The 23,103-nt window shown below is 32.5% G+C and carries 15 protein-coding genes; 6 read left to right on the forward strand and 9 right to left on the reverse strand.

What is annotated here, in order from left to right; genetic code table 11:
- Positions 1–60 precede the first annotated feature (60 nt).
- The 4 genes from yidD to LNQ49_RS19000 all read right to left on the reverse strand — a co-directional run bounded on the left by yidD (position 61) and on the right by LNQ49_RS19000 (position 4,363).
- Entirely contained in the window at positions 61–309 is a 249-nt protein-coding gene (yidD, locus tag LNQ49_RS18985; protein ID WP_229990580.1) for a membrane protein insertion efficiency factor YidD, read from the reverse strand.
- A gap of 98 nt (positions 310–407) precedes the next feature.
- Positions 408–1,886, reverse strand: coding sequence for a cysteine--tRNA ligase (gene cysS / locus LNQ49_RS18990; protein ID WP_229990581.1), 1,479 nt, complete (start codon positions 1,884–1,886; stop codon positions 408–410).
- 397 nt (positions 1,887–2,283) lie between these two features.
- Positions 2,284–2,955 (reverse strand): GTP cyclohydrolase I FolE, encoded by a 672-nt coding sequence (gene folE / locus LNQ49_RS18995; RefSeq protein ID WP_229990582.1) that lies wholly within the window; start codon positions 2,953–2,955, stop codon positions 2,284–2,286.
- A gap of 211 nt (positions 2,956–3,166) precedes the next feature.
- Positions 3,167–4,363: a pyridoxal phosphate-dependent aminotransferase gene (locus tag LNQ49_RS19000; RefSeq protein ID WP_229990583.1), complete on the reverse strand. Its 1,197-nt coding sequence runs from the start codon at positions 4,361–4,363 to the stop codon at positions 3,167–3,169.
- A gap of 121 nt (positions 4,364–4,484) precedes the next feature.
- Between LNQ49_RS19000 and LNQ49_RS19005 the strand changes: the two genes are divergently transcribed.
- The 5 genes from LNQ49_RS19005 (at position 4,485) to LNQ49_RS19025 (ending at position 12,308) form a co-directional block, all read left to right on the forward strand.
- Complete coding sequence (locus tag LNQ49_RS19005) at positions 4,485–5,807, forward strand: aspartyl protease family protein (protein WP_229990584.1); 1,323 nt, start codon at positions 4,485–4,487, stop codon at positions 5,805–5,807.
- Between the two features lie 154 nt (positions 5,808–5,961).
- Positions 5,962–8,607: a T9SS type B sorting domain-containing protein gene (locus LNQ49_RS19010; protein ID WP_229990585.1), complete on the forward strand. Its 2,646-nt coding sequence runs from the start codon at positions 5,962–5,964 to the stop codon at positions 8,605–8,607.
- A 24-nt stretch (positions 8,608–8,631) separates the two neighbouring features.
- Entirely contained in the window at positions 8,632–9,567 is a 936-nt protein-coding gene (locus LNQ49_RS19015) for a PorP/SprF family type IX secretion system membrane protein (RefSeq protein ID WP_229990586.1), read from the forward strand.
- Positions 9,568–9,577: 10 nt separating this feature from the next.
- Entirely contained in the window at positions 9,578–11,701 is a 2,124-nt protein-coding gene (locus LNQ49_RS19020; RefSeq protein ID WP_229990587.1) for an OmpA family protein, read from the forward strand.
- 124 nt (positions 11,702–11,825) lie between these two features.
- Entirely contained in the window at positions 11,826–12,308 is a 483-nt protein-coding gene (locus LNQ49_RS19025) for a hypothetical protein (RefSeq protein ID WP_229990588.1), read from the forward strand.
- 79 nt (positions 12,309–12,387) lie between these two features.
- Here LNQ49_RS19025 and LNQ49_RS19030 read toward each other — a convergent pair whose 3' ends face one another.
- On the reverse strand, positions 12,388–12,771 hold the full coding sequence (locus LNQ49_RS19030) for a DUF1573 domain-containing protein (RefSeq protein WP_229990589.1): 384 nt from the start codon (positions 12,769–12,771) through the stop codon (positions 12,388–12,390).
- A gap of 252 nt (positions 12,772–13,023) precedes the next feature.
- Here LNQ49_RS19030 and LNQ49_RS19035 point away from each other — a divergent pair, with 252 nt between their 5' ends.
- Positions 13,024–15,660, forward strand: a complete 2,637-nt coding sequence (locus LNQ49_RS19035; protein ID WP_229990590.1) for a valine--tRNA ligase — start codon at positions 13,024–13,026, stop codon at positions 15,658–15,660.
- A 147-nt stretch (positions 15,661–15,807) separates the two neighbouring features.
- Here the strand turns inward: LNQ49_RS19035 and LNQ49_RS19040 are convergent, their stop codons facing one another.
- The 4 genes from LNQ49_RS19040 to LNQ49_RS19055 all read right to left on the reverse strand — a co-directional run bounded on the left by LNQ49_RS19040 (position 15,808) and on the right by LNQ49_RS19055 (position 22,907).
- Positions 15,808–17,121 (reverse strand): APC family permease, encoded by a 1,314-nt coding sequence (locus LNQ49_RS19040; RefSeq protein WP_229990591.1) that lies wholly within the window; start codon positions 17,119–17,121, stop codon positions 15,808–15,810.
- 128 nt (positions 17,122–17,249) lie between these two features.
- Positions 17,250–19,535 (reverse strand): TonB-dependent siderophore receptor, encoded by a 2,286-nt coding sequence (locus LNQ49_RS19045; protein WP_229990592.1) that lies wholly within the window; start codon positions 19,533–19,535, stop codon positions 17,250–17,252.
- 210 nt (positions 19,536–19,745) lie between these two features.
- Positions 19,746–20,468, reverse strand: coding sequence for a DUF4198 domain-containing protein (locus tag LNQ49_RS19050; RefSeq protein WP_229990593.1), 723 nt, complete (start codon positions 20,466–20,468; stop codon positions 19,746–19,748).
- A 42-nt stretch (positions 20,469–20,510) separates the two neighbouring features.
- Positions 20,511–22,907: a TonB-dependent receptor gene (locus LNQ49_RS19055; RefSeq protein WP_229990594.1), complete on the reverse strand. Its 2,397-nt coding sequence runs from the start codon at positions 22,905–22,907 to the stop codon at positions 20,511–20,513.
- Between the last annotated feature and the right edge of the window lie 196 nt (positions 22,908–23,103).

Genomic DNA, 23,103 nt, shown 5'->3' on the forward strand with positions numbered 1-23,103 from the left:
GTAATATATTTTTATGTTGTAAAAATAAAAATTTAAAGTAAAGTTATACTTTATAAAAAGTTAATGTTTGTGCTTGCATTTTTTTTCAGGAACAGGATCGTAACCGCTTCCTCCCCATGGGTGGCAACTGAGTATTCTTTTTATTCCTAGGTAACCTCCATAAAACAAACCATGAGTTTGTAATGCCTGAATCATGTAGCTAGAGCACGTTGGTTCAAAACGGCAAGCTGCAGGAGTAAAGGGAGAAATCGCATTTTGATAAAACCGTACAAGTAAAACAAAAGGATATATTAATATTTTTGATAACATATTTTGTTTGTAATCAGTATTCAGTAATGTTATTAAAATAGTCTTTCCTGAAAATCACTATTTAATGCTTATAAACTGAGTTTAAAACAAACTGTTTACTAAACACTAAATGAGGTTCCGTCTTTACCATCCTTTAATTGAATGCCTAATTCAATCAATTGATCTCTAATTTGGTCAGAAAGAGCAAAGTTTTTATCAGCTCTTGCTTGATTTCTCATTCCGATTAACATGGATACAACACCTTCTAATTTATCATTGTTAGCATCAGAAACTTTTTCATCTTTCAATCCTAAAACATCAAATACAAATGCTCTTAATGAAGTTGAAAGGGTATTTAAATCTTCAGAAGTAATTGTTTCCTTTTTTTCTTTTAATAGATTAACATAACGAACAGCTTCAAATAATTGTGCGATTAAAATAGGAGTATTAAAATCGTCATTCATGGCATCGTAGCATAGTTGTTTCCAACTTGCAATATTAATTGACGAGTTAGAACTTGCTGTAATTGAATCTAATGAGTCTAAAGCTTCCATTAATCGCTTGTATCCTTTTTCGGCAGCAACAATAGCATCGTCAGAAAAATCTAGAATGCTTCGGTAATGTGCTTGTAGCATGAAAAAACGAGCTACTGAAGCAGAAAATGGTTTGCTAAGAATGGTGTTTTCTCCACTCAAAATCTCGCCAGGTAAAATGTTATTTCCTGTAGATTTTGCCATTTTCTTTCCGTTTAAGGTAAGCATATTGGCATGCATCCAGTAATTTACTGGACTTTGACCAGTACATGCTTCATTTTGTGCGATTTCGCATTCATGGTGTGGGAATTTTAAATCCATTCCGCCGCCATGAATATCAAAATGATTACCAAGATATTTAGTACTCATTGCAGTACATTCAAGATGCCAACCTGGGAAACCATCGCTCCAAGGCGAAGGCCATCTCATAATATGTTGTGGTTCTGCCTTTTTCCAAAGAGCAAAATCCTGTGGATTTCTTTTGTCCGATTGACCATCAAGATCCCGTGTATTAGCAAGCATATCTTCGATATTTCGCCCACTTAATATACCGTAATTGTTGGTTTCGTTATATTTTACAACATCAAAATATACCGATCCGTTGGCTTCATAGCCAATTCCAGTATCGATTATTTTTTTGATAATCTCAATTTGCTCAATAATATGACCAGTTGCAGTAGGTTCAATACTAGGAGGTAAAAAATTAAAAGCTTTGAGTATTTCATGAAAGTCTACAGTGTATCGTTGTACGATTTCCATAGGCTCTAATTGTTCTATACGAGCTTTCTTAGCAATTTTATCTTCACCTTCATCTACATCATCAACAATGTGACCCACATCGGTAATGTTTCGCACATAACGTACTTTATAATCCAAATGCAAAAAATACCTAAAAATCACATCAAATGACATAAAAGTTCTCACATTTCCTAGGTGTACGTTACTGTAAACCGTAGGTCCGCAAACATACATTCCAACATTTCCTTCATGAATTGGATTGAAATTTTCTTTTTCACCTGAAAGTGAATTGTATATTTTTAGATGTTGACTAGTATATAATGGCATATTGTAGTTATAATTGATTTGTTTAATCGTTTAACTGTTTATTTGTATTCTATTGTTTGAAAGATAGTATTTTTTGAACTATTAATTTGCAAGCAAATTTGATTGCAGAGAATAAGATACCGTTAAAAAATGAGTTTTATCTTTAATTTGTGTTTCTAGATTTTCCTTCGGTAATACTTGATATTATCGAAGATGACTTTTTTTATTATCTGAGAAGGTGTTCTAAATATTTCGCTTGACGGAATGTTTGCCAGCGTGTAAATATCTAAAATATACATTCTTGATTTTTGTCAACCATCCAGTTTTTTTAAAGAGAAAAATACATTTTTTAATTGTTTTTAAAATTTCGCGTCAGTGTATTGTGTAAACAAATCGGCGAATTAACAATTAAGCTATCTTAGAACTGTGTTTCCAATTTAATGTAATCCAAAAATTCTCTTCTAGTTTGAGGATCTTTAAATTTACCACCAAATTCAGATGTTACAGTGCTGCTTTCAATATCTTTGATTCCTCTTGAGTTTACACAAAGGTGTTTTGCGTCTATAACGCAAGCTACATCTTCAGTACCAAGGGCTCTTTGTAATTCTTGAACGATTTGCATAGTTAGACGCTCTTGTACCTGAGGTCTTTTAGAGTAATACTCAACAATTCTGTTCATTTTTGATAGACCAATTACTCTTCCGTTAGAGATGTAAGCAACATGAGCTCTTCCTATAATTGGTAATAAATGGTGTTCGCAGGTAGAATAAAGCGTAATGTTTTTTTCAACCAACATTTCGCCATACTTGTAATTATTATCAAAAGTAGATGCTTTAGGCTTTCTTGCAGGGCTTAGTCCTCCAAAAATTTCTTTAACAAACATTTTGGCTACTCTGTTTGGGGTGCCTTTTAAACTGTCATCTGTTAAGTCCATTCCAAGTGTAATCAGAATATTTTCAACATCTTTCTTTATTTTTTCAATTTTTTCATCGTCAGTAATTGCAAAAGCATCTTCTCTAATTGGGTTTTGCGCACTTGATCCGATATGATTGTCACCTATTTCGTCTAAAAAATCTTCGTTATTTATCATTAAAAACTACTATTATAATGGGTATATCTTTTTGAGTGTGTAAAGATAATTAATAAAAGGGAAACAGTTTCTATCGTTTCTACTATTTAATGTGCAGTTTTTAGATATAAATTAATTTATAGACCCGTATGTGCCTGAAACAGAAATGGCAACAACTTTTAATCGTTGTTGCCATTTGCATTTTATTAACTATTTGTTTTTTTATTGTTTTCTATTTTTTAGCATTATATACTAAAAGAGCTTCTTTTAAAACAGTAACTGCTTGAATTAGATCTTCTTTGTTTAAAACATAAGCAATACGTACTTGGTTTAATCCCATTCCTGGCGTAGAATAAAATCCTGCTGCGGGAGCTATCATTACAGTTTTGCCATTATAATCGTAACTTTCTAATAGCCATTGTGCAAAATCGTCTGCATTATCAATAGGCAATTGAGCGATACAATAAAAGGCTCCTTTAGGTTTGGTAACTATAACTCCTTCTATTTTATTAAGTTCAGTGATTAAAGTATCTCTTCGTTCTCTGTATTCCGAAATTACTTCATCAAAATAACTTTGCGGAGTGTCAATAGCTGCTTCGCAAGCAATTTGTTCGATGGTAGGCGGACTTAAACGCGCTTGAGCAAATTTCATTACTGTAGCAATGACATCTTTATTTTTCGAAATTAAACAGCCAATTCTAGCGCCACACATGCTGTAACGTTTAGAAACGGAATCGACCATAATCACATTTTGTTCAATGCCTTTTAAGTTCATTACTGAATAATGGATGTCTCCATCATAGGTAAACTCACGATATACTTCGTCGGCAATTAAATACAAATCATGTTTTTTAACCAAATCTGCCAATTGTAAAATTTCAGATTCAGAATATAAATAGCCAGTTGGATTTCCTGGATTACATATTAGTATAGCTTTAGTTTTTGGTGTAATCAGTTTTTCGAAAGAAGCAATGCTAGGTAAAGCAAATGCTGTTTCGATACTTGAAATAACAGGAACTACAGTTGCACCAGTAGATGCCGAAAAGGCATTGTAGTTAGCATAAAAAGGCTCTGGAATAATAATTTCATCTCCCGGATCAGTAATTGTTGCTAATGCAAAAAGCAAAGCTTCAGAACCACCAGTGGTAATAATTATATCTTCCTTGTTTACGCTTACATTTTGGTGTTGGTAAAATTGAGCTAGTTTTTTTCTATAACTTTCATAGCCTGCAGATGGACTATATTCAATAATACTTAAATCAATATTTTTTATGGCCGAGATGGCGACTTCGGGTGTTTTTATATCAGGTTGACCAATGTTTAAATGATACACTTTATGTCCTTTTTTCTTAGCTATATCAGCATAAGGAGCAAGTTTTCGTATCGGTGATTCGGGCATGTTTTTGCCTTTGTTTGAAATTTTTGGCATGATCTAAATTATTGAAGTGCAAATTTGCATTTTTTTTTCGAATTTAACGTAAACAATATAAGTAGTTCTTAATTTGTATTAATTAACTAAAATTTTAGTATTTTTATAAGAAATACTCTTAATGAAAAGAAAATTTACTTTGTTTTTTTTGCAAATAATCACCTTTACTGCATTTGCGCAGCAGGGATTTGTTATTGATGAGCGTACAGATAAGGTGACTATTCCCTTTAAATTAATTAATAATTTAGTTTTTATACCTATAAAGGTAAATGGCGTGGAACTAAATTTTTTATTAGACTCGGGGGTTGATGATACTGTGCTTTTTAGTTTAGAAGATAAACAGGAGATTCGATTTTTTAATGTCGAGAAAATAAAACTAAGGGGTTTAGGAATTGAAGAATCTATTGAAGGTTTAAAATCTACTAATAATACATTAGAAGTAAACGGTTTAAAATCTGCCAATAATCTTTTGTACGTTATATTGGATCAGGAGTTTAATTTGTCATCGCATATTGGTATTCCTGTAAATGGAATTATTGGTTATCGATTTTTTAAAAATAATCTTATTGAGATTAATTATCAGAATAAAAAAATAACTGTCCATAGAGCTACTGATAAGTATCAAAAAAAATTAGAAAAAAAGTTTAAAAGTATTCCTATTACAATCGAGAGATCAAAACCTTATGTTTATTCAAGCGCTGTTATTGATAGTTTGAAGATTCCTGCTAAGTTACTAATTGATACAGGTAATAGTGATGCATTTTGGGTATTTCAAAATCCAGATATTAAATTGCCAAAGAAAAATTTTGAAGATTACCTAGGAAAAGGATTCAGTGGTGATATCGAAGGGAGGCGAGCTAGGATTCCTGAATTTTCTATTGGTGATTTCAATTTTAGTCATCCTATTGTTGCTTTTCCAGATTCAAGTTCTATTCGAAATGTAAAAATGGTTCCAAATAGGATAGGTTCTGTTGGAGGAGAAATATTAAGACGATTTACTGTGGTTTTTGACTACACAAATAAAAAAATGTACCTCAAGAAAAACAGAGAGTTCTCGCACCCTTTTACTTATAATAAAAGTGGAATTATTATCCAACATAATGGATTACAATGGGTTCAGGAAACAGTACATCTAGAAACAGTTCCTTTGGGAGGAGAAACATTTGATGCTAAAGGAGGGAGGACAACTAATGATTTTAGATATAAATTTCAGTTAAAACCTGTTTTTGAAATAGCTAATATTCGTAAAAAATCTGCAGCTGAACGTTCAGGGTTAAAAAGTGGTGATGTTGTTATTAGTATCAATAAAAATAAGGCTTATAGATACTCATTACAGGAGATAAATACATTACTAAAATCTGAAGATGATATATGGATAAGTTTAGAGGTTGAAAGAGACAGTCAGATTCTAAAATTTAGATTTCAGCTTACTGACGAGTTGTAATATTGTTTTACTATTTCAGAGTATTTATGGTTGTAAGTTTTTAATAGTTACAGAATTAGTCTGTTTTGTTTTATATGGTAGTTGCCTGAAGGGCTATGTCTTTTGGTGTTGAGGAATTATTTTGCTATTTTTAACAAAAAATTAATAATAATATATGACCAAAAATTACTTTGTTGAACTAAGGTTACTTTTGTTTTTACTAGTTTTATTTTTATTCCCTGTCAAAAATTTTGGACAATGTGCGGGTTTGGATACCAAAACTAGTGTGTGTGATATTCCTAACGCTGCAAGTCAATCTATTAATTTATTTGGGTTGTTAGATGGAAATCCTATGGCAGGTGGTACTTGGACAGATGATGATTTTTCGCAAGCATTAGATAGCGCTACAGGGATCTTAAATGCTCAATTAATAAGAGAAAGCGGATTTTATAGGTTTACTTATACCGTTTCAGGAGTAGCAGGTTGTGCTGATAATTCAGCAACAATAACTGTTGCAATTGGAGGATATCCAGGGGTTTCAGGACCTACTGGTGCAGCATGTACAGACGCTAATGCATACAATTTATTTCATGTTTTTAATGGTGCTTTTTTAAGTCCACAATCTAATGGTAAATGGTATAATAATACTAAAGGCAGTCCGGTTAATGGTAGTACTATTGATCCTAAAGCATTAGGAGTAGGGATTTATCAGTTTACATATTCCTTTCCAGCTATAGGAGATTGTGCAGGGCCTGTTTCTTCAACAGTATTTGTAACTGTTTATAGAGCTCCTGAGGCGGGTGCTCCTAATAATTTATCGTTATGCGATAGTGATGATTTATCAATTTATTCTAATCTGGATTTAAATAGCCGGCTTTCTGGTGAAGATCCCAACGGACAATGGACAGATAATGAAAACACAGGAGAGATTACAAGTAAAACAGATCGTTTTATAGATGTTCAGAAAATTTATAATACTCATGGAGCGGGAATTTATACTTTTACTTATACAGTTAGTAATACTCCACATCCTATTTGTAAAGTTGATTTTGCAACGGTAAGAATACGAATTGAAAAAAGAATAGATCTTAGAGGAGCAACTTTAGATGTTAGTTCAGATATATGTGAACCAGATATGCTTAGGGCTACTTATTCTGCAAAGCTTACAAGTGGAACGCAAATTATTCCTAACGGACAATACAATGTTACTTATAAAATAACTGGCCCATTAACAGCAAGCAATACTGAATTGTTGACTATTAATAATGGTTCTGTTACTTTTTCATTGCCATCAATATTTTTTCAAAAGGTTGGTCAGTTTAAAATTGAAATTACTGATTTTACTGCTTTTACAAATGAAGGGGTGTGTACTACTATAATTGATGATTTATCAGATGTTTTAACTATTTATCCAACTCCTAAGATTGATTCGGCTAAATTAAAAATTGATCCAATTTGTCAAAATAAAAGTGCTGTGGTAGAAATTACGGGAGCTTCAAGTCTTCTAGATGGTATGTACAATATTATTTATAAATTAAGTGGTGCTAATAATGCAAATGCACAAATAGCCTCGATTGTTGTTGTAAACGGAGCAGCAAGCTTCACAATTCCATCTGCTTTAACAGCTAAAGATGGTAATACGTTGGTTGCAATTACAAATATTACAAATACGATTGTTGGTTGTACTAATACAGCAAATGTATCAGCGAATATGGTGGTTAAGCCTTTGCCTAATTCAACTGATTTAAAGGTAGAAATAAAAGATTATTGTTTAAATGAGCCAGTGCCAGTTTCGATTTCGGGTTTAGGAACTTTAAAAGATATTACAATCTCATATAGAGTTTCTGGAAGTAATTTGGCTCCAGTACAAACAATAGTTTTAGTTGTATCGAATGGAAAAGCTAGTTTTGTACTTCCGCAAAATTTGGTTACTAATACCGGTTCTACTAGAGTTACGATTACAAATATTACGAATAATGAAACAACTTGTAATATTCTGCCCATAGGTTTATCAGATGATTTTTTAGTAAATTCTATTCCAAATGCACCAGTTGCAAGTTCACAAATATTCTGTAAGTCAGATGGGGCTACAATTGCGAATTTAGTACCTAATGGAGCTTCGTATAAATGGTATGATTCAGCGATTGCTACAACTCCATTAGCGGCTTCATTTGTATTGGTGTCAGGGAATTATTTTGTCAAAGAAACTGCGCTTTCCAGTGGGTGTGTATCGCCAGCAAGCAGAATTACAGTTACAATAAATGATTTACCAGCACCAGTATTAATTCCAAAAGGGCAAGAATTTTGCGGAATAAATAATCCTACAATTGCTGATTTATCCCATAATACAAATGCTTCAGCTTCGATAGTTTGGTATGATGCTCGAGATAATGGAAATCAATTAACCAATGCTACTTTACTTCAGGATAGAACTACATATTACGGATTTGATTTCTCAAGCACAACAAGTTGCTTCTCGGATAGTGATCTCGAAGTGACGGTTTCGCTTACAAATTGTTCTAATGAACAATATGCGGACTTCTTTATTCCCGACGGATTTTCTCCAAATGGTGATGGAACAAATGATACCTATGCAATTCCTGATATAGACTTTTTATATCCCGATTATACACTTGAAATTTACAATAGATATGGGAACTTAATGTTTAAAGGCAATAAAAATAAACCAGATTGGGATGGCAAAAATTCTGATTCTAAAATAATCGATGGAGTAGCTCCCAATGGTGTTTATTTTTATGTTGTCCATTTTAATAAAGATAATAGGCCGCCTTTGCAAGGCCGTCTTTATTTAAATCGATAATTCCTACTTTAATATAATTTTCAGATGAAAAAAATAATACTAATTATAAGTTTTCTTTTCTATATCATTGATGCATCTGCGCAGCAAGACCCAGAATACACACACTATATGTATAATATGAGTATGGTAAATCCGGCATATGCAACAGGAACTCCATTGATGTTAAATTTAGGAGCTTTATATAGAACGCAATGGGTTGGTGCAGTTGGTGCGCCTAAAACATTTAACTTTTTCGGGCATACTTCTTTAAGTAACAAAATAGAAGTAGGAGCCTCATTGATTTCTGATGATATAGGGGATGGTGCTAAAAAAGAGAATAATTTCTATGCCGATTTTGCATATATATTAGAACTAGGAGGGAATAATAAACTTTCGTTAGGATTAAAAGCTGGGTTTACTTCGTTGCAAACAAACTTTAATGGATTCCAATTTCAGAGTGGAGATGTAACTACTGATTTAGCTTTTGCAGAAAATATCAATGTTACCAAACCTAATATAGGTTTAGGGGGGTATTATTTCACTGATAAATTTTATGTTGGATTATCAGTACCAAATTTATTGAAGTCCAAGCATATCGAAGAGAAATCGGGAATAAATGCTTATGGATCCGAAGATATTCATACTTTTTTAACCGCAGGATATGTTTTTCAGCTTAGTGATATGTTTAAGCTAAAACCTGCTTTTATGTCAAGATTTGTTGTTGGAGCCCCAGCTTCTATAGATATTACTGCAAACGTTTTATATAATGAAAGGTTTGAATTGGGGGCTGCTTACAGAGTTAATGACGCGGTTAGCGTTTTAATGAATGTAAATGTTACTAAAGCAATTCGAGTAGGATATGCGTATGATTATACCACAACCAATTTTGGTCAATTCAATTCTGGAACGCATGAAATTATGCTTCTTTTTGATTTGGATTTATTAGGCAAAGGATATGATAAGTCACCAAGATTCTTTTAAAATGAAAAATATGAAAAAATTACTAGTTATTATATTCGTATTTTCAATACAGTTTATAAACGCTCAAGATCAAGATATAGCTAGGGCAAAGCGTTTTTTTGATAAAACATATTACAGTGAAGCTATTCCATTATATGAAAAGATAGTCTCAGAAAAGCCTTCGGCGGAAGCCATTAAAAACTTAGCCGATTCGTATTATTATACTAATGATTTAAAGAAAGCACAACAATATTATAGACTCTTGATTAAGAGTTATGATAAAGATTTAGATAGAAATTATTATTTTAAATATGCGCATACACTTAAAGCAACCAATAGTTATGATGAGGCAAGTGAGGTTTTAAAACAGTATTACTCTAAAAACAGTCAGGATTATTTAGATTTTGAAAATGCTACAAAAGAGCTCGAGAATGTTTCAGCAATTGGAGATAGATATACCATTAAAAATCTAGCGATAAATACTAAAAACTCTGAGTTTGGTGCAGTAAAATATGGAGATAGTTTAGTTTTTGCAGCAGTAAAAAAGAGACCAGGATTATTTGATAAAATGTATAAATGGGATAATGAAACCTATCTTAATTTAGTTTCAGCATCAATAAATAGGATAAATGCAGGAGATTCGATTGCCTATTATTTTGCAAAAGAATTAAAAACAGGAATGCATGAATCAAATGCTATTTTTACAAAAGATGGGAAGACTATCTATTTTACACGAAATAATTACAAAAATGGGCGGAGAGGGAAAAATGACGATAAAATTTCGAACCTTCAAATTTTTAAAGCTGAACTCATAAAGGGAAAATGGAAAAATGTAATATCGCTTCCGTTTAATAGTGATAATTATTCTGTAGAACACCCTGCATTGAGCTCGGATGAGAAAACATTGTATTTTGCTTCGGATATGCCGGGAACACTAGGTTCATTCGATATATTTTCAGTAGCTATAAACGAAGGTGCGTATGGAAATCCTCAGAATTTAGGGGCATTAATAAATACAGATAAAAGGGAGCAATTTCCATTTGTTTCAAAAGACAACAAACTTTATTTTTCATCCGATGGGCATTTAGGATATGGGTCATTAGATGTTTTTGTGTCCGAAATTAAAGAGGGATCATATAGTAAACCTCAAAATGTTGGTTTACCATTGAATTCAAATTTAGATGATTTCTCATTCAACATAGATTCAGATACCAAAGAGGGATATTTTGCATCGAATAGAACAGGAGGCAAAGGAAGTGACGATATCTATCAACTAAATGAAACCAAACCACTACTAATTGAAGATTGTAAGCAGCTTATAACTGGGGTAATTACAGATATTGATACGAAATTGCCGTTAGAAAATGCTGTGGTTTTACTTCAACAGGAAGAAAGCAAGCAATTGCGTACGATTGTAACTGCTGGTGATGGTAAATTTAATTTTAAAGTAGCCTGCGAGTTAACCTATACTATTTCGGCATCTAAAGAAAATTATACTAATAATTCCAGAACATTAGTTCTTGATAAAACCAGAGGTAAAAGTAATGATGCTTCGATGGCGCTTAAATCTCTTGATGTTGTAAAGCAGGAAGAAAAGCAGTTAGCTGAAGAGAAAAAACAAAAAGAAGCATTAGAGTTAATAGCTTTAAAAGCCAATGAAGCCAAAGCTAAAGCAAATGAAATTGCGCAGGTTGAAATTAAGAAAAAAGAAAAAGCTGAGAAGGCTGCTGTAGAGCAAAAGGAAAAAATAGAAAAGATTATTGCGCAAGAAAAAGATGTAGTAAGAGATAAAGACCGATTAATTATCAAGACTGATCCTATTTATTTTGATTACGATTTGTGGTATATAAGAAAGGAATCTAAAATTATTTTGAACAGAGTTTATGAATTGATGAAGAAGTACCCAGATATGGTAGTGGAGATTGGTTCGCATACAGATTCCAGAGGTAATGATAAGTACAATGCTAATTTATCTCAAAAAAGAGCCCAATCGACTAGACAGTACCTGATAGATTCCGGAATAGATAAAAAGAGAATTATTGCCAAAGGATACGGAGAGTCGGTGCCGATTGTAAAATGTAAAACAGATGATGCTTGTAACGAAGAGCAGCACGAATTAAATAGACGTAGTGAATTTGTAATTAAGGATTTATAAATATTTACACTGTTACGGAATCAAAAAGGCTTTTAAATAAATGAAGATTTTATTTAGAAGCCTTTCTTTTGGTTTCTTTTTTATTTAATTTTATAAGATATATATGAATTTAAAATATTTAATTATGAAGAATCTTGTCCTGTCTTTTATGCTTGTGTCTTGTATTGGACTTCAAAGCTGTAAAAAAAATGAAGCTCAGAAAGAAGCTGATGCTGCCAAGCTGGAAGCTGAAAGTGTTGTAAGTTTTCAATGTTACAAAGCTGTTTATGAAAAAGATACTGTTGATTTGAAATTGAATACTTTAAAAAACGGAAAAATAAGTGGGGACTTGGTGATGAAAGTTGATGGTGCACCGCAGAAACATGGTGGAATCATCGGTGAGTTTAAAGGAGATACTTTATTTGTAGATTATACCTTTATTGAAGGAACAAATAAAAATAAAACGTTCAAAAACCCTATGGCATTTTTAAAACGAGAAAAACAACTTATTTTAGGTAATGGATCTATGGAAACATATTTGGGTAGAACTTCTTTTACTAAAGGGAAACCTATAGATTTTGATCGTGTAAAGTATAAATTTGAAACTACTGACTGCGTTGATAAATAAAAACAAAAGTAAATCAATAAAAAAATCGCTTCCTAAATTTTAGGAAGCGATTTGTATTTATGGGAATTTAATTTGAATGTTAATTAGATACTTCTCCTCTAATTTTTAGAGCGACACGACCCTCTGGGTAATTTACAGCATTAGTCTCAACAGTAATTGTTTTTCTTATAGGCCCTGGAGCCATATTAAATTTTACTTCAATTTTTCCTGATTTTCCAGGCATAATTGCTGCACTTGGTTTGGATACAATACTAATACCTGCTGTAGATTGTACTGATGTGATCATAAGTGGGGAATCTCCAGTGTTAGTGAATTCGAAGGCTTTAGCGCCGTTGTCACCTTTACTTACTGTACCATAATCAATAGTATTATCCTTGGCAGCAAAATCAATTTTTGGGCCGTTTTGAGCAAGACCGATGGTTGTAACCATTAGGATTGCTATTAATGAGGCTACTTTTTTCATTTGAAATTGTTTTAAGTTATTAAGTAAATATACTTTCTTTTAATTAATACACAAATTATTAATTCGCTTTTTATAGTGTACTTAATTATTTACTTTTGTCATCTATTAATAAATACAAAAATCAAACCAAAGTGTAAAAGTTCATTTGTTTTACTATTTAAACGTTTATTTAATTGATAAGAAGACATTTAAAAAAAGAGGAAGGCAAATTAATGATTAAACAAATTAACGATTAAATATATCCAAGATAAAATGACAATTCCAGCACAATTTGACGCTAAAACAATCGAAAATAAATGGTATGACTACTGGATGAAAAATAATTACTTTCATTCGGAGCCAGATCATAGAACGCCTTATACAATTGTAATTCCTCCTCCTAATGTTACTGGAGTCTTACACATGGGACATATGCTAAACAATACAATTCAAGATGTATTGATAAGAAGAGCACGTCTAAAAGGCTTTAACGCTTGTTGGGTTCCAGGAACGGATCACGCATCGATAGCTACAGAAGCTAAGGTTGTTGCTAAATTAAAAGCAGAAGGAATCAATAAAAATGATTTAACACGTGAAGAATTTTTAGCTCATGCTTGGGAATGGACAGATAAGTATGGTGGCGTAATCTTGGATCAGTTAAAAAAATTAGGTGCTTCTTGCGATTGGGAACGTACTAAATTTACGATGGATCCAGATATGTCGGCTTCAGTAATTCGTTCGTTTGTTGATTTGTATAACAAAGGATTAATTTACCGTGGGTATAGAATGGTAAACTGGGATCCAGAAGCTAAAACAACTTTATCTGACGAAGAAGTTATTTACGAAGAGCAACAAGGAAAATTATTTTTCTTAAAATATAAAATTGAAGGTTCAGAAGATTTCTTGACCATTGCTACAACACGTCCAGAAACTATTTTTGGTGATACTGCTATTTGTATCAATCCAAATGATGAGCGTTTTACTCATTTAAAAGGTAAAAGTGCCATTGTTCCAATTTGTGGAAGAGTGATTCCTATTATTGAAGATGAATATGTAGATGTTGAGTTCGGAACAGGATGTCTTAAAGTTACTCCTGCCCACGACATGAACGATAAAACATTAGGAGAGAAGCATAATCTTGAAATCGTTGATATCTTTAATGAAGATGCTACTCTTAATAGTTTTGGATTGCATTATCAAGGAAAAGACCGTTTTGTAGTTCGTACAGAGATTGCTAAAGAACTAGAAGAAATTGGAGCTTTGGCAAAAACTGAAATCCATTTAAATAAGGTTGGAACTTCTGAAAGAACAAAAGCAGTAATCGAACCAAGATTATCGGATCAGTGGTTCTTGAAAATGGAAGATTTAGTAAAACCTGCAATTCAATCTGTTTTGGTTGATGGCGATATTAAATTACACCCAAAACGTTTTGAAAATACTTACGCACATTGGTTAAACAATATTCGTGATTGGAATATTTCACGTCAATTATGGTGGGGACACAGAATTCCTGCGTTCTATTATGGTGATGGGAAAGAAGATTTTGTAGTTGCAGAATCTATTGAAGATGCATTAAAACTAGCACAAGAGAAAACATCTAACGTTTCACTTAAAACATCTGATTTAAGACAAGATGTTGATGCTTTAGATACTTGGTTCTCAGCATGGCTTTGGCCAATGTCAGTTTTTGGAGGAGTTATGGATCCAGAAAGCGAAGATTTTAAATATTATTACCCAACAAATGATTTGGTTACAGGTCCGGATATTTTGTTTTTCTGGGTAGCGAGAATGATTATTGCGGGTTACGAATATGCTGGTGAAAAGCCATTTACAAATGTGTATTTAACTGGTTTAGTACGTGATAAGCAACGTCGCAAAATGTCTAAATCATTAGGAAACTCTCCTGATCCTTTAGATTTAATCGATGCTTTTGGTGCGGATGGTGTTCGTGTTGGATTACTTTTAAGTGCTTCTGCAGGAAACGACATTATGTTTGATGAAGAATTATGTAATCAAGGAAAAGCATTCTCTAACAAGATTTGGAATGCCTTGAAATTGATAAAAGGATGGGAAGTTTCAGATACTATTCCACAACCAGAATCATCAAAAGTTGCCGTAGAATGGTTTGAAGCTAAGTTTCAACAAACATTGGTTGATATTGAAGATAATTTTGATAAATACAGAATTTCAGATTCATTAATGGCTATTTACAAATTGGTTTGGGATGATTTCTGTTCTTTGTTCTTAGAAATGATCAAACCAGCTTACCAACAACCAATTGATAAAAAGACTTTTGATAGTGCGATTGAAGTTTTAGAAGATAACCTAAAATTACTTCATCCGTTTATGCCATTCCTGACTGAAGAAATTTGGCACATACTTGCTGAAAGAACTGCTGAAGAAGCTTTAATCGTTTCGACTTGGCCAGAATTAAAACCTTTTGATGCTAAATTAATTGCTGATTTTGAAAATTCAATTGAAGTAATTTCAGGAATCAGAACGATTCGAAAAGAGAAAAATATTGCAATGAAAGACAGTATTGAATTGAAAGCGATTAACAGCGAAAAATTCTCTACTTATTTTGATTCTGTAATTACAAAATTAGGAAACATTTCAGCTTTCGAATATGTTTCAGATAAAGTAGACGGAGCATTATCTTTCCGTGTAAAATCAAACGAATATTTTATTCCGATTAGTGGAGGAAATATTGATGTTGAAGCTGAAATTACAAAATTAACAGCCGAGTTGGTTTACACACAAGGTTTCTTGAAATCGGTTCAGTCTAAATTGGCAAATGAGAAATTTGTCGCTGGAGCACCAGAGAAAGTTTTGGCTAACGAAAAGCAAAAAGAAGCTGATGCTTTAGCAAAAATTACTACAATTGAGCAAAGTTTAGCTGGTTTGAAATAAGAACTGGTTTTATATATAAAAACAAACCCGACAGATTTTAATATCTGTCGGGTTTTTTATTTTAATATAGATGTTTCCACATCTCACATTTCTACATCCTGCATTTTATATATCACATTTCTCATTTTACAGTTTCGCTCTCACATTCTACTTCTTTCGGGTTAAGAATCGAAATAGGGGATAAGAAATCAGTGTGATACCAACTATGATTATAAAGCTTTTAGGATCACTGTATACGAATCCGATTAGTAGTGCTAATGAAACTAAAATGGCTAATATGGTTGTCCAAGGATACCAAAATGAGCGATAAGGTCTTGGTAAATCAGGTTCTGAGATTCGTAGTTTTATAAGCGAAAAATAAGCCAATGCCCAAACAATAATAGAGGTAAAGGCAGCAAAGGAAAACAATACTTCAAACGAACCGATACAAACTAAAAACAAGCTAAATAAAGAGGAAACTAAAAGAGCTACAATCGGAGTTCCTCCTTTATTTACAATTGTTCCTTTTTCAATAAAAAAGCCATCACGACTTAATCCATATAAAATTCTTGGCGGGATCATCATGAATGCATTCAGGATACTAATTAAAGAAAAAATAGAAATTACAGTAACTATAATGGCACCATTTTTCCCAAATATAATGTTGGCAACATCGGCAGCAGCCAGATTAGATTTTGCTATAGTTTCGATTGGTAAAACATAGAAAAAAGCAATGTTTAGTAAAACATAAATAGCAATTACGAGTAGCGCACCACTGTATAAAGAACGTGGAATGTTTTTGCTTGGATTGTCATTTTCTTCTGCAAAAAAGCAAACACCATTCCAGCCATTATAGGTTCCGATAATAAGTTGGAGGGATTTAAAAAATCCAAATAGAAGTCCAATTTCAAAGAAAGAGCCCTCTTTTTTAATTGGTGCTAACTTTACTCCAGAGTACATAAAACACGCAATAACCAAGGCTACAAAGCAAATAACTTTGATGAAACTGGTGATTTGTTGAATAACACTACCATTTTTGACCCCACTTAAATGCAGTAACACAAATGTAACCAATAACGCTATGGCCATTTCGGTTGAATAACTTTTTAGGCTTGGAAACAAGATAGTAAGATACTCGCTAATAACGATGCAATAAAATGCAGGTGGAATTACATTAGTAATATAATCAAACCAGCCTGATAAAAAGCCTGCATAATTTCCAAAAGCTCTTTTGATGTAATTATAAGATCCACCAGCTTTAGGAAGCATAGTGGCTAGTTCGGCATACGAATTAGCACCTATTAAGATAAATAATCCACCAAATAGCCATGAAGCAATAATGAGCCAATAATTGTCTAGCATGCTGGCAATTGTACCGGGGGTTCGTAAGATTCCAACTCCTATTGTTCCACCAATTAATACGGCGATATTAAAGCTCAGTCCGAGGCTTTTTTTTAATTGGTTTTTTTTGGAATCTGACATATTTAGATTTTTATTTTTGGAATTATTGAGTTTGCAAAAGTACTAATAAATTAGAGTGTTTTTTTAGAAACAGAAAACCTCGTTTATTGCTAAACGAGGTTTTTATTTATAGAAACTATAACTGCTTCTTAGAATTTATATCTTAAGCTTGTCATTACTTGGCGAGGTGCAATTGGATTCACACTATAGTTCTCATGAACAGTATAGTTTAGCTCATTAGTAATGTTTGATAATTTACATAAGATTGAGAATTTGTTCCATTCGTAACCTGCTGATACATCAATTGTAGTATATCCTTCTAATGGAATTTCTCTGTCATTAATTCCATTAGGTTTAGTAGGGTCATATTGACTGTTCCATCCACCAGTTCTTTTTCCAATATAATTTCCGATAGCACCAAATGTTATTCCTTTTAATGCTCCTGTAGGTAATTTATAGAAAAAACTTAAATTAGCAGTGTTTGCTGGGGTTCTTGCTAAACGATCTCCTTCGATAAAGCTTCCTGTTTTTCCTGTTGTTTTAGTATAACGCATGTCATTATAGCTATATCCTGCGACTATATTTAATCCTTCAACTGGTTTTGCCGTAATGTCAATCTCTATACCTTTACTTTTAGTTTCTCCACTTAACGCTTTTAAATTTGAGTTACTGTTTAATGTTCCATCAAGATTAAATTCAGCAGTTTGAGCTAAGTTGTTATTTGTAATTTGATATACAGTAACATTTGTACTTAATAAACCTTGAAGGAAATCTGTTTTAATTCCCACTTCATATTGGTCAATAATTGAAGCTTCTAATGGTTTCAAATCAATAGTTGTTCCTGTATTTGGTGTAAATGAAGTAGAGTAGCTACCAAATAAAGTGATTTCTTTTGTTGGTTGGTATATTAATCCCACTTTTGGAGAAAAAGCATTGTCTAGTTTTTTATCACCAACAGTAGGTATTGCGTTCTCAGGAGCTACTGTTTGATTTCCAGTAACAAGAGTTTCTTTATAAGTAGTAACTTCTGCTTCTTGCCAAGACCAACGAATACCTGCTAATACTTTAAATTTATCTGTAATTGAAATTAAATCTTGAAAATAGACACCAAAACGATTTGTATCAGTTTTTGCAATTTGAGTAGCTCTTGCGCCTGGAATATCATTTCTTTGTGTCGAAGGATCAAAGTCAAAAAGATTAATTCTATCATAAAGACTTGGATCGTATTTACCATTTATCATAACAGCTTTTTCACTGAAGGCATAAGTATAGGCTGTTGCAAATGAATTTTCCCAATCAGCACCTGCAAATATTTGGTGTTTTACAGATCCAGTATTAAAGTTTCCTTGTATGCTTAACTGATCCCCAAGAACTTGTTCTAAGTTTTTTCCTTGAGTTAATCCTCTATTCCAGTACCCTGGAGTTGGATATATTTTAATATCATCTAAATTAGATAATTGAGCTGTTGATTTTTGAGTTCTGTCGTAAGTTTGAAACGAAGCATTGAAATTAAGTTTCCAATTTTTATTGAAATCATGATTTAATAATGCCGAAGCACTAGCTGATTTTGTATTACCATTTGACCAAAGAGATCCGTAAAAACTATTACGAGGTAAGTCAAGAATCTGTTTTCCTATAATTCCTGTTCCAAAATCGGGAGTCCAATCTGCTGTTAGGTAATCTCCTTGTAATGTAATTTGTGTTTTAGAATTGATTACAAAAAGCAACGAAGGATTTACATATAGACGCTCATTTTTTACATTATCTCTAAAACTTTCTGAGTTTTCGTAAGATCCATTAATTCTAAAAGCAATAGACTTGCTAAGAGGACCATAAAAATCAAATGAAGGTTTGTAGAAAGAATAGCTTCCCATTTGCATAGAGATTTCTCCTCCTTTTTTAAATGAAGGAGTTTTTGTTACCAGATTTAGTATACCCCCTGGAGCTACATTTCCGAATAATAAAGCCGAACCACCTTTAAGAAATTCAACTTTTTCTAAACCAGAAACATCAGGAATAGAACCAGCATTATAGCGAAAACCATTTTTGAACATATTGTTGGTTGACATATCATAACCTCTCGAGAAGAAAGATTCTTGAGCACCACCACGAGCAGAACCTACATAAATACCATTCGCGTTTTTGATTACTTCGCTTAATCGTATTGCTTGTTGTTGCTCGATTACATCACTACCTATTATTTGTATATTTTGTGGATTGTCCATTGGCTTTAAACCAGAACGCACAGCAGTAACAGGTTTAGGCTCTCTATTAGTTGTAATAATAACTTCATTAAGGACTTCACCCTTTTTGTTTTTTACAGTATCTGTAATTGCTGTCGCAGTATCATGATTATCAGCTGTATTTGTTCTCCCTTGGGCAAAACCTGACAGACCGAATAATAAACCTAATGTAGGTAATAATATATATTTCATATTTGTTTATTTGGAATAAAAAAAAATAACGGCGCAAAAGTAGTGTCTATGGTTGTATTATCAAAACTTATTTAGAATAAATACAATTAATTTTTAACAAAATTTTACAATTTGGTTTAAAGCATAAAAAAAAAGAAGGAAACCTTTGTTAATACAAACAAGGTTCCTTCTTTTTATAAAAACATATAAAATGTTTTGTACGAATTCAGTTTATTTTACTTCTATAGAGTACGTTGCCATTTTCCATATTTCATTATAACTTTTACCGTTATGTTCGCCAGCATTTTTTTCTGTGTGTGCAAACTCAACCATATATTGTCCAGACCAAATTGGTGTAAATTCAAATTGTCCTTTTTCATCAGTATATAGCTCTTTTTCCCAACCATTTGGAGCGATAACTTTAATTTTTTGTTTTTTAGCAGTTGCGCCTTCATAAGAAGCAATACCTGTTATTTTTGTGTTTTTCTTTGCTATATCAGCATTTTCAGAGAATAAACCAATTGTGTTTTTGTTTGCAGTAGCATTATTACCTGCTGTTTTGTTACCTACAACAACATTTGCACTTGAATTATAATCTAATTTCATTGTACCATATACATCTTTTACTGTATGTTGCATAACTACAGTGTATACTCCATCTTCGTCTGGAGTAAAAAAGGCTTGGTATTTTTTGTCTAAAGCGGTTGGAGTTAATTTGATTTCTTTTTTAGAAGGGCTTATCAATACTAATGAAAAGTCTTTTAAATCCGAAAACCATTTGGCAGCTGGAGTAATGTCGTTATCAGAAAATTCTCCAAAGTATATTGAGATTTCTTGTGGTTTTCCTTTTGTACCAGTTGCTTTAGTTTCTATCCAAAGGGCATGTGCAAACAATTGTGGACTAAGTAATACAGTTAGTAATACTAAAAGCGTTTTTAAGGGTGTTAATTTCATAGCGAAAGTATTTTAGTTAATTATTATTAGGGGGTTAAATGTTTAAAATTTATAGGTAACAGTTACTCTAGCATTTGTTCCAGCTTCTGCTTGTAGATAATACATTTTAGTATTACTGTAATAACCTCCAGAGTATAAGTATTTGTTGAAGATGTTATTAATGATAAGATTTACTGACACTTTTTTTCTTTGGTAAGACAAGCCACCATCTACGCGGAAATAATCTGGTAATGTACCAGTATTACCATCAGAAATGAACCAAGGAGCTCTTTTTACTTGGTATTGGTATCCTAGAGAGGCTCCAAATCCATTCAATAAACCATTATCAAATTTATAGTTTAACCAAGTATTCTGTATATGTCTTGTGCTTCCTGGAATCTGAGTTCCAATCATATCAGCATTGTCATCTTTTGTTGTTTTTCCTTCAGTAAAGGCATAATTTAAGATGATATCAAAGTTTTTAAGAATTTCACCTCTAACGTCAACTTCAACACCTTTTACCTTTTGCTGGCCACTTTCTTTACTGTATTGCATAGCAGGTACATCTGGCTTACTTGGATCAAAAACAGTAGAATGCTCAGAATCAAATGTAAGTACATTATTCATTGTAATTTGGTATGCTGTAATAACAGAATTCCATTTTCCGTTAAACCAATCTCTTTTGTATCCTAATTCTATGTTTGTTCCAGTTTGGGGATCAAAACTTTTGCCTTGCCAGTTAGAACCATAATTTTCTGTAAAAGATTGATCGCGTACAAAATAGAATGCATTGTTTTTGTCTAATGAATAGCTCAATCCAATACGTGGAGTGACTTTTTTGTTAGTAGTGCTTCCAGAATAATGATCACCTGCTTTTAAGATGGTATATCTTCCTGCTAATGTTAAACGAAGCGCATTATCAAAAAATCCAACTTCATCTTGAATATAAAATCCTTTATAGTTATTCTGATATTTTACACCTCGGTCTTTAATATCTTTACTTCTGTCAAATTTTGGGGATTCAGCAAGAGTTCCATGTACAGGATTGTAAATATCTAAATCAGGTAAAACAGCAGATTGTCCGAAGTCATGGTAATAAGTTTTATCACTCATATCTATACCTGCTAATATTTTATGAGAAACAGATCCAGTTTGAATCTCACCATTTACATAAGCTTGACCTACATATATTTTTCCTAAAATATCCCAAATTCCTGCAGCTCTTTTAAGAATAGCATCGCTATCTGTAGCAAAACCAGAAGGCCATAGTGACATTCCTTCTTGCTTGTAGTTTAAGTAAGAGCCTTGGGCTGTAAATTTCCATTTATCATTAAACTTATGCTCAACAATACTTAAAAGACTTCTTTCAAGCATGTTTGTTGGGTCTAAATTTGGTTCTGATGTAGTAGAGCTTCTAGGTAACTCTTGGTAATTATTTTTCATAAAAAGATAATTACTACCAATAGCATTAACCTTTGCAAATTGTTGTGTATATTCAACTGTTATAGCTGTTTTATCAGTCGGTAAATATTTTAATACTGGTGCAAAAGAATAACGATCACTAAAATCAAAATCACGATAGCTTTTTCTCTTTTCTCCCATAACGTTAAAACGATACAAAAGTTTTCCGTCTTTAGTTAATTTTCCATCTAAGTCTAATGAACCTCTGTACATATCAAAACTTCCATAAGATAAACTAGCTTCTGCTTTGTTTCTTCCGCTTGGTTTTTTAGTTACGACATTGTAAAATCCGCTAGGATTTCCGTTAGCCAACATAAATCCAGCTGGACCTTTTACAAATTCGATACGTTCTACCATACTCATGTCTTCCGTTAATGGTCCCCATGTGGTACTTACGTTCATTCCATTTCTAAAAGCTGCAACTTGACTTCCTCTCATGGTAATATTAGCATAATTATCCCAATGTTCAACTCTTGTAGCTCCGCTGACATTACGAGTTACACCTTCAAGCATGTCAAAAATCTGCTGATCCTGCATTAATTTCCCTGTAATTACCTGTATGTTTTGTGGGATTTCGATAATTGGGGATTGCAAACGAAGTGATGATGAAATTCTGTTGGTTTTAAATGCACTTTTATTACTTAAAACTACGACTTGATTTAGTTCTGTATTTGATAAAGTAAGTTGAATATTTACTGTGGCAGTTTCTCCGTTTACAACTGTAACTTCTTGATAAGCGTCATTATATCCTACCAGAGTTACAATTAATGTTTGTTTCCCGACTGGTGCTTTTTTTATTTCAAATTCACCATCATTATCTGCTATAGTTGTTTTGTTTATTCCTTTTATAGAGATAGAGACCCCTTCGGCTGCTTTGTTGTCATTTGTTAATACTTTACCTTTTATAGTACCACCTTGTGCCGAAACTGTAGTTATTGTAAGTATGAATAGACTTAGAATTAAAGCTACTTTTTTAATTTGTTGATTCAGGTATTCCATAAATTTTAATGTAAAAATTTGATTTTATGTTTAAATCTGTTTTTTGAATTTTGCGACAAATTTAAAATTTAATATCCGTATAACAATACTTATTTAGACTAATTATCAATAATGTGTAATTTTTTTTCTTCTCACAAGTAGTGCTACAAACAAAAAACTTTTTAGAATCAATAGTGGTGGAGCTACTTTTGTATTT

Origin of the sequence: Flavobacterium pisciphilum, assembly GCF_020905345.1 — a bacterium.
Taxonomy (GTDB): domain Bacteria; phylum Bacteroidota; class Bacteroidia; order Flavobacteriales; family Flavobacteriaceae; genus Flavobacterium; species Flavobacterium pisciphilum.